This window comes from Mesorhizobium sp. YL-MeA3-2017, from assembly GCF_030814575.1.
Taxonomy (GTDB): Bacteria; Pseudomonadota; Alphaproteobacteria; order Rhizobiales; family Rhizobiaceae; genus Mesorhizobium; species Mesorhizobium terrae.
On the sequence record NZ_JAUSVH010000001.1, the window covers coordinates 3,491,160 to 3,503,909 of the forward strand.

Consider the following 12,750-nt stretch of genomic DNA (forward strand, 5'->3'; position numbering starts at 1 on the left):
TTTGCTATCCGATCCTTACTATCGGCCCGGACGCCGCTCGGCGCGGGCCTGTCCCGTTGTTGCTTCAGTGGAGGAAGACGCAATGCCGATCTACCAGGCGCCCGTCCGTGACACCCTTTTCGTGCTGAACGAGGTGCTGGGCTACGAGCGGTACACCAATCTTCCCGGCTTTTCCGATGCATCCGGCGACGTGCTGGAAGCGATCCTCGCCGAAGGTGCAAGGCTCGCCGAAAACGTCATCCTGCCGACCAATCGCGTCGGCGACATGGAAGGCTGCGTCCGTCACGACGACGGCTCGGTGACGACGCCCAAGGGCTTCAAGGAAGCCTATCGCCAATATTGCGAAGGCGGCTGGATGGGGCTTGCCGCGCCGGTCGAGCATGGCGGCCAGGGCCTGCCCTATGCCGTGCACACCGCCGTCGCCGAATATATGGTCTCGGCCAATCTGGCGCTGCTGATGTATCCGGGGCTTACCCAGGGCGCGATCGCCGCCATTCTCACTCACGGCACCGACGAGCAGAAGACTGCCTTCGTGCCGAAGATGGTCGAGGGTGTGTGGACCGGTACGATGAACCTGACCGAGCCGCATTGCGGCACCGATCTCGGCCTGCTGCGCACCAAGGCCGTGCCGAACGGCGACGGCACCTACAAGATTTCCGGCCAGAAGATCTTCATCTCGGCCGGCGAGCACGACATGGCGGACAACATCGTCCATCTGGTGCTGGCCCGCATCGAGGGCGCGCCGGAAGGGGTGAAGGGCATTTCGCTGTTCATCGTGCCCAAGCTCAAGCTCGACGCCGCCGGCAATCCGGGCGAGCGCAACACGCTCTCCTGCGGCTCGATCGAGGAGAAGATGGGCATCCACGGCAATTCCACCTGCGTCATGAACTATGACGAGGCGGAAGGCGCCCTGCTGGGCGAGCCGAATGGCGGCCTCAGGGCAATGTTCACGATGATGAACGAAGCGCGCCTCGGCGTCGGCCTGCAGGGCCTGTCGCAGTCGGAGGTCGCCTATCAGAACGCGGTGGCCTATGCCAAGGACCGCCTGCAGGGCCGGTCGCTCACCGGCGTCAAGGCGCCGGAGAAGAAGGCCGACCCGATCATCGTCCATCCCGACATCCGCCGTTCTTTGATGACCATGCGTGCCTTCAACGAGGCCGGCCGCGCCTTCACGCTGTGGACGGCGCTGAAGTCCGACGTCGCGCACCGCTCGGGCGACGACAGCGACCGCCAGGCGGCCGACGACCACATGAGCCTGATGACGCCGATCGTGAAGGGCGTGCTCACCGACAAGGGCTTCGAACACGCCGTGATGGCGCAGCAGGTGTTCGGCGGCCATGGCTACATCGAAGAACACGGCATGAGCCAGTTCGTGCGCGATGCCCGCATCGCCATGATCTATGAAGGCGCCAACGGAATCCAGGCGCTCGACCTCGTCGGCCGTAAGCTCGGCGCCAATGGCGGCCGTGCCGTGCAGGCCTTCTTCAAGGAAGTCGGCGAATTCTGCGAGGAAAACCGCGCCGACGAGAAGATGGCGCCGTACACCAAGGCGCTGAAGAAGGGTTTGAACGACCTGCAAGCGGCGACGATGTGGCTGATGCAGAACGGCATGAAGAACCCCGACAATGCCGGTGCCGCCTCGACCGACTTCCTGCATCTCTTCGGCCTGGTCGCGCTCGGCTATATGTGGGCCCAGATGGCCAAGACCGCGCAGGGCAAGCTTGCCGACGGCGCCAACGGATCGACATCTTTCTATGACAACAAGCTGGTGACGGGCCGCTACTTCATGGAGCGCGTCATGCCGGAGACCGCGGCGCATCTGGCGCGCCTTTCCTCTGGTGCGGAGACGATGATGGCCCTGCCGGCGGAGGCGTTCTGAGCAATGACATCCGGTCATCTGTTCACGATTGAACAAATGACCTATGTCTCTATGGTGCGGTAAACAGGGAGCATTCCATGGCAACCAATCCCGCCGACGTCCTGTCGCTGCCGAAGCCCGCCTGGGCCGGCGAGGATGTCACCATGCTCTACGACATGGCGCGCCGCTTCATGGCGGACGAGATCGCGCCGCATTACGACGACTACGAGAAGAACGAGATCGTCGATCGTTCGGCCTGGGAAAAGGCCGGCGCCAACGGCCTGCTCTGCGCCTCCATGCCGGAGGAATATGGCGGTTCGGGCGGCACGTTCGCCCATGAGAGCGCCATCATCGAGGCGATGGGCCATGTCGGCGTCGACGGTTTCGGCATCGCCCTGCACAATTCGATCGTCGCTCCCTACATCCTCCACTACGGCTCGGAAGAGCAGAAGAAAAAGTGGCTGCCGAAGATGGCGAGCGGCGAACTGATCGGCGCCATCGCCATGACCGAGCCCGGCGCCGGCTCGGACCTGCAGGGTGTGAAAACCCGCGCCGAGAAGGACGGCAACCACTACCGCATCAACGGCTCCAAGACCTTCATCACCAACGGCCAGCATGCCAACCTGATCATCGTCGTCGCCAAGACCGATCCCGCCAAGGGAGCCAAGGGCACGTCGCTCATCGTGGTCGAAACCGACGAGGTCGAAGGTTTCAAGCGCGGCCGCAACCTCGACAAGATCGGCCTGAAGGCCAACGACACCTCGGAACTGTTCTTCGAGGACGTGCGCGTGCCGACGTCCAACCTGCTCGGTTCCGAGGAGGGGCAGGGCTTCATCCAGCTCATGCAGCAATTGCCGCAGGAGCGCCTGCAGATCGGCACCGGCGCGATTGCCATGGCCGAGCGAGCGCTGGCGCTGACCATCGACTACGTCAAGGAACGCAAGGCCTTCGGCAAGGCGATCCTCGATTTCCAGAACACCCAGTTCAAGCTGGCCGAACTGAAAACCGAGATCACCATCGGCCGCGTCTTCTACAATGATTGCGTTACCCGCCACGTTGCCGGCGGCCTCGATCCCGTCACCGCGTCGATGGCCAAGTACTGGCTGTCCGACCTGCAGGGCAAGGTCGTCGACGAATGCCTGCAATTGCATGGCGGCTATGGCTACATGAACGAATATCCCATCGCGCGCATGTGGCGCGATGCCCGTGTGCAACGCATCTATGGCGGCACCAACGAGATCATGAAGATGCTGATCTCCAGGAGCCTGTGAGGCATGGCCGAGTTCACCCTCCACTGTTTTGCGGAGAGCGGCAATTCCTACAAGGTCGCCTTGCTGCTTACGCTCTGCGGCGGTGACTGGAAGCCGGAACGCGTCGCCTTTTTCGGCGGCGAGACCCGCACGGCCGACTATCGCAAAGTCAATGTCATGGGTGAGGCGCCGGTGCTCAGGCATCATCGGCCCGACGGCGATTTCATCCTCAGCCAGTCCGGCGCCATCCTTATCTATCTGTCACGTCGCTTCGGTAGGTTCGGCCATGAGACCGAGGCCGAGGAATTCGAGATCCTGCGCTGGATTCTGTTCGACAACCACAAGCTGACCGGCAACACTGCCTCCGAGCGCTTCATGCGGTTCTTCCGCAAGAAGGTGGGCGATCCAGCCGCCGAATTCATTTATGCGCGCGCCAAGGATTCCTGGAGGATCCTCGACGCGCATCTGTCCGATCGCGACTGGGTCGCGGCACCGCGGCCGACCGTCGCCGACATTTCGCTTTGCGGCTACCTGTTCTGGCCAGACCAGATCGATGTGAATTGGAACGATTATCCGGCCATCGCGCGCTGGCTCGACCGCATCCGCAACCTTCCCGGCTGGGCGCCTCCCGAGGCGCTTATGCCGTCGGGGTTGTGACGAGGTCGAGCTTGCGCGGAAAGCCGAGAACCAAAGGAGACTGAAATGGCCGACGCTTATGTCTTTGACGCCGTGCGCACGCCGCGCGGCAAGGGTAAGAAGGACGGATCGCTGCACGAAGTGCCGGCGGTGCGTCTCGGTGCGAAGGTGCTGGAAGCGCTGCGCGACCGCAACGGGCTCGACACCGGTTCGGTCGACGACATCATCTTCGGCTGCGTCGATCCTGTCGGCGAGGCGGGTTCGGTGATCCCGCGCGCCGCCGCCTTCGAGGCGGGCTACGACACCAAGGCGCCGGGCATGCAGCTGTCGCGTTTCTGCGCGTCGGGTCTTGATGCCATTAACCTGGGCGCGGCCAAGATCGCGCAGGGTGCCGACGACATCGTGATTGCCGGCGGCGTGGAATCGATGAGCCGTGTCGGCATGGGTGCCTCGGGCGGTGCCTGGTTCATGGACCCCTCGGTCGGCTTCCCCGGCTGGTTCGTGCCGCAGGGCATCTCGGCCGACCTGATCGCCACCAAGCACGGCTTCTCGCGCGACGACGTCGACGCCTATGCGGTGGAAAGCCAGAAGCGCGCGGCGAATGCCTGGCAGAAGGGCTACTTCAAGAACTCCGTCGTGCCGATCAAGGACCAGAACGGCCTGACCATCCTCGATCATGACGAGCATATGCGGCCCTCGACCGACATGCAGTCGCTGGCTTCGCTCAACCCGTCCTTCGTCATGCCCGGCGAAATGGGCGGCTTCGACGCGGTCGCCGTGCAGCGTTATCCCGAGCTGGAAGAGGTCAACCACGTCCACCACGCCGGCAATTCTTCCGGCATCGTCGACGGCGCCGCAGCCGTGCTGCTCGGCTCCAAGAAGGGCGGCAAGGCGATGGGCCTGAAGCCGCGCGCCCGCATTCGCGCCTTCGCCAATATCGGCTCGGAACCGGCGATCATGCTGACCGGCCCGGTCGACGTGACGGAGAAGCTGCTGGCGCGCGCCAAGATGAAGCTTTCGGACATCGACCTGTTCGAGCTCAACGAGGCCTTCGCCAGCGTCGTGCTGCGCTACATGCAGGCCTTCGAGATTCCGCATGACAAGATCAACGTCAATGGCGGCGCCATCGCCATGGGCCATCCGCTCGGCGCCACCGGCGCCATGGTGTTCGGTACGGTGCTCGACGAGCTGGAGCGCCGCAACCTCAACACCGCGCTGGTGACGTTGTGCATCGGCGCCGGCATGGGCACCGCGACGATCATCGAGCGCGTCTGATTTCGACCGGAAGGAGAAGACAATGACCTACAAGAACTTTTCGGTCGAGACCGACGCCGACGGCATCGCGCTCGTTACCTGGGACATGCCGGGCCGCTCCATGAACGTCTTCACCGAAGAGGTGATGCGCGAGCTCAACGCCATCATCGACCAGGTGGTGGCGGACGCCGCGGTCAAGGGCGCGGTCATCACGTCCGGCAAGGACAGCTTCTCGGGCGGCGCCGACCTCACCATGCTGCAGCAGATGCTGGGCACCTTCGCCAAGGACAAGGTGACGGACAAGGAAAAGGCCACCAAGACGCTGTTCGAGAATGTCGGCTTCATGACCGGCCTGTTCCGCAAGCTGGAAACCTGCGGCAAGCCGTGGGTGTCGGCCATCAACGGCACCTGCATGGGTGGCGCCTTCGAAATGTCGCTGGCCTGCCATGGCCGCGTCGCCGCCGACACCGACAAGGTCAAGATGGCGCTTCCCGAAGTGAAGGTCGGCATCTTCCCGGGCGCCGGCGGCACGCAGCGCGTGCCGAGGCTCACCGACACGCAAGGCGCGCTGGAGATGCTGACCACCGGCAAGAACCTGACCGCTCAGAAGGCCAAGGCGATGGGCCTGATCCACGAAGTCGCCGAGCCGGCCAAGCTGGTCGAGACCGCCAAGGCGATGATCAGGAACGGCCTGAAGCCGGTGGCGCCATGGGACGAGAAGGGCTTCAAGCTGCCCGGCGGCCCGATCTATTCGGTCGCAGGCGCCAATCTGTGGCCGCCGGCCATCGCCATTCTGCGTCGCGAGACCTACGGCAATTATCCTGCCGCGATGGCGATCCTGAAATGCGTCTATGAAGGCCTCCTGGTGCCGTTCGACACCGCGCTCCGGATCGAGACGCGCTACTTCACCGAAATCCTGCAGAGCAAGGAAGCAGCGGCAATGATCCGCTCGCTGTTCGTGTCGCTGCAGGAGCTGAACAAGGGCGCGCGGCGTCCCGAAGGCGTGCCGGAGACGAAGTTCAAGAAGATCGGCGTCCTCGGCGCCGGTTTCATGGGCGCCGGCATCGCCTATGTCACCGCCAAGGCCGGCATTCCGGTCGTTCTGCTCGACCGCGACCTGCCGTCGGCCGAGAAGGGCAAGGCGCATTCGGACGCGCTGATTTCCGAGCAGGTCAAGAAAGGCCGCGCCAAGCCGGAAGAGAAGGACAAGCTGCTGGCGCTGATCACGCCGACCGCCGATTATGCCGACCTTGCCGGCTGCGATCTCGTCGTCGAGGCGGTGTTCGAGGATTCGGAAGTCAAGAAGGGCGCGACCGAGAAGGCCGAGGCCGCGCTGAAGTCGTCGGCGATCTTTGCTTCCAACACCTCGACCATTCCGATCTCGTCGCTGGCCAAGAACTCGGTGCGGCCGAAGAACTTCGTCGGCATCCACTTCTTCTCGCCCGTCGACAAGATGATGCTGGTCGAGATCATCCTCGGCAAGAAGACCGGCGACAAGGCCGTCGCCACGGCGATCGACTATGTGCGGGCGATCAAGAAGACGCCGATCGTCGTCAACGACACGCGCGGCTTCTACGTCAACCGTTGCGTGCTGCGTTACATGGCTGAAGCCTTCCAGATGCTGATCGAAGGCGTGCCGGGGGCGATGATCGAGAACGCCGCCAAGGCGGCCGGCATGCCGGTCGGCCCGCTGGCGCTGACCGACGAGACGGCGATCGACCTCGCCCAGAAGATCATGAAGCAGACCATTCGCGACCTCGGCGAAAAGGCCGTCGACAAGGAGCAGTTCGCGCTGATCAACACGCTGGTCGACAAGCATGAACGCCTCGGCCGCAAGAATGCCAAGGGCTTCTACGACTACCCGCCGAAGCCGGCTAAGAAAAAGCTGTGGCCGGGCCTCAAAGGTCTCTATCCGCAGCTCGATCCCGACAAGGTCGACTATGAGGAGCTCAAGCAGCGCCTTCTGGTGACGATCGCGCTGGAGGCCGCGCGCGTGATGGAGGAGGGCATCGTCACCGACCCGCGCGAAGCGGATGTCGGTTCGATCCTCGCCTTCGGCTTCGCGCCCTATACTGGCGGTGCGCTGTCCTACATCGACGGCATCGGCGCCAAGGCGTTCGTCAAGATCGCCAAGGGCCTGCAGAAGAAGTATGGCGCGCAGTTCAAGGCGCCGAAGCTGCTTCTCGACATGGCCGACAAGGGCGAAACCTTCTACCAGCGCTTCGACCCCTACGCGAAGGGCGAGGTCAAGAAGGCGGCATAAGTCGAAACATCGTTCCTCTCCCCGTTCACGGGGGGTGAAGAGCGCTCCACGAAGCGGACGAAAAGCCAAATGCTTGGCTTTTCGAGTGAAGAACGCCCGAAGCGATAGCGGAGGGCCCACTTGACAGGCAGGTGAGGGGCGACACCTGCCTTGCGATATTCCGGAGCCCCTCATCCGGCCCTTCGGGCCACCTTCTCCCCGTGAACGGGGAGAAGGAAGGGAAGTTTCATCATGTATGTATGGCCGCGTCTCGCACGCATGGCGCTGACGGCGAAATCGCGCGGTCCCTACAAGATGGGCGACGAAAGCCGACTGGGTTTCCGCTGCCTGCCGACCGATATCGACTTCAACGTGCATCTCAACAATGCCCGCTACATGATGCTGGCCGACCTCGGCCGCATCGACATCTTCATCCGCGCCGGCCTGATCGCGCTGGCGCGCAAGAAGGGCTGGGCGCCGATGCTGGGCGGCCTGCAGACCGTCTACGTGCGCGAGATCAGGCTATGGCGCCGCTTCGAAGTGGTGTCCTCGATCGAGACCTGGGAAGGCACGCAGGTACTCGGCTCGCATCGCTTCGTGCTCGACAATGGCGAGACCGCAGCGCTGATGAAGACGACCGCCGGCGTCTATGACCGCGCCGGCCGCCGCTTTATCGACATCCAGGAACTCACCGCCGCCCTCGGCTACGACATCAAGCCGCGCGCGCCGACGGCGGCCGAACAGGCTTTCATGGCCTCGCACCAGGGGCTGCGCGCCGCGGTGAAGAGCGGCGGGTGATCCAGCTGACCCCGTCCTTGGGATAAAAGGGGGATGGCAAGCCATCTCTTGCCATCTTGATGGCTGGGCGCGTTGCTCTATATTGAGACGATAGAGGAGGCGCCCATGGCCGAACCCCAACTTTCCGTGCGCAGCGCAAAGGCGCGCGATCTTGCCCACCGGCTGGCTCGCCGCGAACAGCGATCGATCGCGGATATCGTCGAACGCGCCTTGGAAGCTTACGAAGTGCGGGAGACGGGCCGCGAGCCGGCTGCCGCATTCTATACGCGACTTTCTTCCGATCATGGCACCGACATTGATCTGGACGCTGTGATCCGGAGCGGGCGCAAGCCTCATACAGGGCCCGACCTTTGATCTTTCTGGATACCAACGTGGTTTCGGAAACGTTGCGAAAGGCTCCGGACCCGGCCGTTGTCGCTTGGTTGACGCGCTTCGATGCCGAGATCGCCCTGCCAACGATTGTCATCGGTGAGATTGCTTTCGGCATCCGCAAGATTCGGCCCGATCAACGTGCGGATCGGCTGGAACAAGGTTTGTTGGAATGGCGCCGCCGTTTCGCCGGACGTATTTTCGGGCTGACCGAGGAAGCCGCCCTTGCCTATGGTGAAATCATGGGCGACGCCGTTTTGCGCGGGCGCGCAATGGCGGCGCCGGATGGCATGATTGCCGCGATTGCGCGCGTCAATGGCGGGCGCCTTGCGACACGCAATCTCAAGGATTTCGCGGATACCGGCCTCGATCTCGTCTCGCCCTGGGTATTTTGATACGCCTCTCACACTTGTTGTTGCATGATCGCGGCTTTCATCTGGACAGGGCGTCAAGCAGGAGCTAGAAGTCGAAAAGAGGTATTTTTTCCTGTTTGAACGGAGCCGGCCGTGCTCTCGCATGATCGTGTATGGGCCGCGATAGACGCCCTTGCGGAGCGTTATTCGCTGTCGGCCTCGGGTCTCGCCAAGCGCGCGGGCCTCGATTCCACGGCTTTCAACAAGTCGAAGCGGCAGTCGTCGGACGGGCGCCCGCGCTGGCCTTCCACCGAATCGCTGGCCAAGATCATCGAGGCCACCGGCGCCACGCTGAATGAGTTCATGGCGCTGGTCGAGAACAGGACGCCGGCCATGACCGGCTCCGGGCGTTCCTCGCAAAAAGCGGTGCCGCTGGTCGGTTTCGCGCAGGCCGGCGCGGGCGGCTATTTCGACGATGCCGGTTTCCCGGTCGGCCAGGGCTGGGACCTTGTCGAATTGCCGGCGCAATCGACCGATACGGCATACGCCCTGAAGGTCCAGGGCGATTCGATGCTGCCGCTTTACCGCAATGGCGACGTGCTGATCGTGGAACCGGGCGCCGTCGTGCGCCGGGGCGACCGCGTCGTTGTCAAGACCGGCTCCGGCGAGGTCATGGCCAAGGTTCTGGAGCGCCAGACGGCGGCGTTGATTTCGCTGCTCTCGCTCAATCCGGATCATCCCAACCGCGACATTGCCATGGTCGAGGTCGAGTGGGTGGCGCGGATCGTCTGGGCAAGCCAGTAGGCGCCGGCGTGAGGCTGATCCACGCCACCGCCGCCGTGCTTTTTCTGGGCGCAGCCGCGGCAGCTATCGTCGCAGGCGGGCGTATCGCCGACCATGGCACGAAGATCGCGATTTCATCGGAAGACATTCCGTCGCTCGATGCGTTGGGCGACGCGCCGACGGGCGATGGTAGTGCAGAAACCGGCGAACCCGTTGCCGAGACAAATCAGCAGCCCGCGGCCGCCGTCAAGGAAGGGAGTGGGCAGCAACCCGGCGAAGCCGCGGCTACACCACCTTCGCAACAGTCGGGACAGCCGGAAACATCGCCTCCGTCGCGTTCCATCGATCCGATGACGGCGCCGCCGCCGAGCGATACCGGGGCGCTGCAGCGGATCGAGCCGCGCGCGCCGCTGAGCAAGCTCTCGCTCGCGCTGCCACCCAAGCCCAAAATGCCGGACGAATGGAAAGGCACGCCGCTCTATCAGCCGGTTGCGCCGGCGGCCGGGCGCATCGACGCGAAAGGCTATTCGGTGGCGGTGTCGGGCATCGACATCGTCGCCGAGGACGAGACCTGCACCGACGAGGCCGGAAAGTCCTGGCCGTGCGGCTTGCGCGCGCGCTCGGCCTTCCGGGCGTTCCTCGGGCATCGCGCGGTGACCTGCACCGTACCGCCGGAAGGCGGGCGCGACCTGATCTCGGCCGATTGCCGCGTCGGCAAGGTTGATATCGGCCGGTGGCTGGTTTCGAACGGCTGGGCACGCGCCAGCGCCAGTGGTCGCTATGCGGAAGCCGGCAACAAGGCGCGAACCGAGAAGAAGGGCATTTTCGGCAAGGCACCGGATCTCGGCGGGTTGCCGCCGTCGCCGGCGCCGGTTTCAGCGCCGGCGACGGTACCGGACACGATCCTGGACGAAACCGGTGTCGCCGATCCGACGGCACCGGATGTTCGTCCTCCTGCCGGGCAGGTGCCCGGCGGCGATCCTACGCTGCGAGCTTTCCCGCCAGCGCCCGCGCAATGAGGTCGCGCGTCTCGGCGATGCCGTAGAGTTCGGCGAAGGAACCGAAGCGTGGGCCGCGCTCCTGGCCGATCAGCACCTGGTAGATCATCTGGAAGAAGGCGACCGACACGCCCGGCCCGCCTTCCGGGCTCTGCTTGGCATGATCCTGGTAGCGCTCGATGTGGCGCGCCACATTGAGGGTCGCGTTCTGGATCGCCTCGCCATTGGCGCCAGCCGGCAAGGCGCCGAGCGTATCCGACAGCTTGGCCAGCGCATCCTGTTCCACCTCGTCCGGCGCGCGGTAGACCTTGGTCGGTTTGACGAAGTCGTCGAAATAGCGGATCGCGTAGCCGGTCAGCCGGTCGAGCTCGGGATGGGTGGCGGCCGTCACACCCGGCGCATGGCGCGAGATGAAACCCCACAGCACATCCTTGTTCTGCGCGTTCGAGGCGCTGACCAGGTTGAGCAGCAGTGCGAAGGAGACCGGCATGTCGACGACAGGCGGGTTGCCGTCATGCATATGCCAGACCGGGTTGCCCAGCCGCTCCTTCCACTCCTGGCGCGGATAGGCGGCGAGGAAGGAATAGTACTCGTCCACCGCCTTCGGGATGACGTCGAAATAGAGCTTCTTGGCCTGGCGCGGGCGCTGGTACATATAGAGCCCGAGGCTCTCGGTCGGCGCATAGGTCAGCCATTCGTCGATGGTCAGCCCGTTGCCCTTCGACTTCGAGATCTTCTGGCCGTTCTCGTCCAGGAAGAGCTCGTACACGAAGTGCTCGGGCGCGCGGCCGCCGAGGATGTTGCAGATCTTGTCGTAGATGACGGCGTTGGTCTGGTGGTCCTTGCCGAACATCTCGAAATCGACGCCGAGTGCCGCCCAGCGCATGCCGAAATCCGGCTTCCACTGCAGCTTCACCTTGCCGCCGGTGATCGGCAGCGTCGTTTCCGTACCGTCCTCGTCGTTGAAGGTGATGGTGCCGGCCTTGGCGTCGACATGCTTCATCGGCACGTAGAGCACGCGGCCGCTGGTGGGCGAGATCGGCAGGAACGGGCTGTAGGTCGCCTGGCGTTCTTCGCCGAGCGTCGGCAGCATCACCTTCATGATGGCGTCGTATTTCTCCGCCGCGCGCAGCAGCACTTCGTCGAAGCGGCCGGACTTGTAGTAGTCCGTCGCGCTGGCGAACTCGTAGTCGAAGCCGAACGTGTCGAGGAAGCGGCGCAGCATCGCGTTGTTGTGATGGCCGAAGCTTTCGTAATCGCCGCCGAAGGGGTTCGGCACGACCGTCAACGGCATGTGCAGGTAGGGCTCGAGGGCTGCGCGGTCCGGCACGTTGTCCGGGATCTTGCGCATGCCGTCCATGTCGTCGGAGAAGCACAGCAGCTTGGTCTTGACCTTGCCTTGCGTCAGCACGTGGAAGGCGTGCCGCACCATGGTGGTGCGGGCCACCTCGCCGAACGTGCCGATATGCGGCAGGCCCGACGGGCCGTAGCCCGTCTCGAACAGCACTGTCTCGGGGAAGTCGCGGCCTTTATAACGCTCGACGATCTTTTTCGCTTCCTCGAACGGCCAGGCTTTGCTTTCGGCGGCCGCCGCGAGGAGTTCGGGATTGAGATCGATCGAGTTGGATATGGCCATTTCGTCTGCCTTGAAACAAGCCCGGCCACGCTGCCGGACGGCATGCTCTAGGCGCGCTGCACCGGAGCGTCAACGATTTCGGGCATTTTTCCTTGTTGCGGGCGGGTGGCGTTCCTAGCTTGGGAGGACCGACCCACCAACCCGAACGGAGAAACCATGCCCGGCCTGACCCCGCACGAAGCGCTGATCCATCTGATGGTGATCACCTCGGCTTCCGACCGCGACATGACCGACGTCGAGCTGGCACGGATTGGCGACGTCACCGGATCGTGGCCGGTGTTCGAGGACTTCAACCAGAGCCGCCTGATCTCGATCGCCCAACATTGCCAGCGCCTGTTGCACGAAAAGGACGGCTTGGACGGTGTTCTGGCCAAGGCCGCGGTGGCGCTGCCGGAAAGGCTGCACGACACCGCCTATGCCGCCGCCTTCGAGGTTGCGGCGGTCGATCTGGAAATGCGGCTGGAAGAGGTCCGTGTGTTGCAATTGATCCGCCGCGCGCTCGACCTCGACACGCTGACGGTTGCCGCCATCGAGCGTTCCGCCAAGGCGCGGCATCGGATGCTGACCTGATCG

At 64.0% G+C, this 12,750-nt stretch carries 12 protein-coding genes; 11 read left to right on the forward strand and 1 reads right to left on the reverse strand.

Annotated features, from left to right (window positions below; all coding sequences use genetic code 11):
* Positions 1 to 82 precede the first annotated feature (82 nt).
* The 10 genes from QFZ88_RS16730 to QFZ88_RS16775 all read left to right on the forward strand — a co-directional run bounded on the left by QFZ88_RS16730 (position 83) and on the right by QFZ88_RS16775 (position 10,562).
* On the forward strand, positions 83 to 1,879 hold the full coding sequence (locus tag QFZ88_RS16730) for an acyl-CoA dehydrogenase (protein WP_024925952.1): 1,797 nt from the start codon (positions 83 to 85) through the stop codon (positions 1,877 to 1,879).
* Between the two features lie 77 nt (positions 1,880 to 1,956).
* Complete coding sequence (locus QFZ88_RS16735; protein ID WP_024925953.1) at positions 1,957 to 3,129, forward strand: acyl-CoA dehydrogenase family protein; 1,173 nt, start codon at positions 1,957 to 1,959, stop codon at positions 3,127 to 3,129.
* A 3-nt stretch (positions 3,130 to 3,132) separates the two neighbouring features.
* Positions 3,133 to 3,765, forward strand: coding sequence for a glutathione S-transferase family protein (locus QFZ88_RS16740; RefSeq protein WP_024925954.1), 633 nt, complete (start codon positions 3,133 to 3,135; stop codon positions 3,763 to 3,765).
* Positions 3,766 to 3,810: 45 nt separating this feature from the next.
* Entirely contained in the window at positions 3,811 to 5,019 is a 1,209-nt protein-coding gene (locus tag QFZ88_RS16745; RefSeq protein WP_024925955.1) for an acetyl-CoA C-acetyltransferase, read from the forward strand.
* 22 nt (positions 5,020 to 5,041) lie between these two features.
* Complete coding sequence (locus QFZ88_RS16750) at positions 5,042 to 7,261, forward strand: 3-hydroxyacyl-CoA dehydrogenase NAD-binding domain-containing protein (protein ID WP_024925956.1); 2,220 nt, start codon at positions 5,042 to 5,044, stop codon at positions 7,259 to 7,261.
* A 231-nt stretch (positions 7,262 to 7,492) separates the two neighbouring features.
* Entirely contained in the window at positions 7,493 to 8,038 is a 546-nt protein-coding gene (locus QFZ88_RS16755; protein ID WP_024925957.1) for a thioesterase family protein, read from the forward strand.
* Between the two features lie 105 nt (positions 8,039 to 8,143).
* The gene (locus QFZ88_RS16760; protein ID WP_024925958.1) at positions 8,144 to 8,392 is read left to right on the forward strand and encodes a type II toxin-antitoxin system VapB family antitoxin; all 249 of its coding nucleotides are present in this window, start codon (positions 8,144 to 8,146) and stop codon (positions 8,390 to 8,392) included.
* Positions 8,389 to 8,802 (forward strand): type II toxin-antitoxin system VapC family toxin, encoded by a 414-nt coding sequence (locus QFZ88_RS16765; protein WP_024925959.1) that lies wholly within the window; start codon positions 8,389 to 8,391, stop codon positions 8,800 to 8,802. Before QFZ88_RS16760 ends, QFZ88_RS16765 begins: the two co-directional genes overlap by 4 nt.
* 111 nt (positions 8,803 to 8,913) lie before the next feature.
* Positions 8,914 to 9,564: a S24 family peptidase gene (locus QFZ88_RS16770; RefSeq protein WP_024925960.1), complete on the forward strand. Its 651-nt coding sequence runs from the start codon at positions 8,914 to 8,916 to the stop codon at positions 9,562 to 9,564.
* 8 nt (positions 9,565 to 9,572) lie between these two features.
* Positions 9,573 to 10,562 (forward strand): thermonuclease family protein, encoded by a 990-nt coding sequence (locus QFZ88_RS16775; RefSeq protein WP_024925961.1) that lies wholly within the window; start codon positions 9,573 to 9,575, stop codon positions 10,560 to 10,562.
* Here the strand turns inward: QFZ88_RS16775 and QFZ88_RS16780 are convergent.
* Positions 10,525 to 12,177, reverse strand: coding sequence for a lysine--tRNA ligase (locus tag QFZ88_RS16780; protein WP_024925962.1), 1,653 nt, complete (start codon positions 12,175 to 12,177; stop codon positions 10,525 to 10,527). The genes QFZ88_RS16775 and QFZ88_RS16780 overlap by 38 nt on opposite strands.
* A 156-nt stretch (positions 12,178 to 12,333) precedes the next feature.
* On the opposite strand from QFZ88_RS16780, the gene QFZ88_RS16785 reads away from it, so the two are divergent.
* A complete protein-coding gene (locus QFZ88_RS16785; protein ID WP_024925963.1) occupies positions 12,334 to 12,747 on the forward strand; it encodes a tellurite resistance TerB family protein in 414 nt (137 codons plus the stop codon).
* Positions 12,748 to 12,750: the final 3 nt, after the last annotated feature.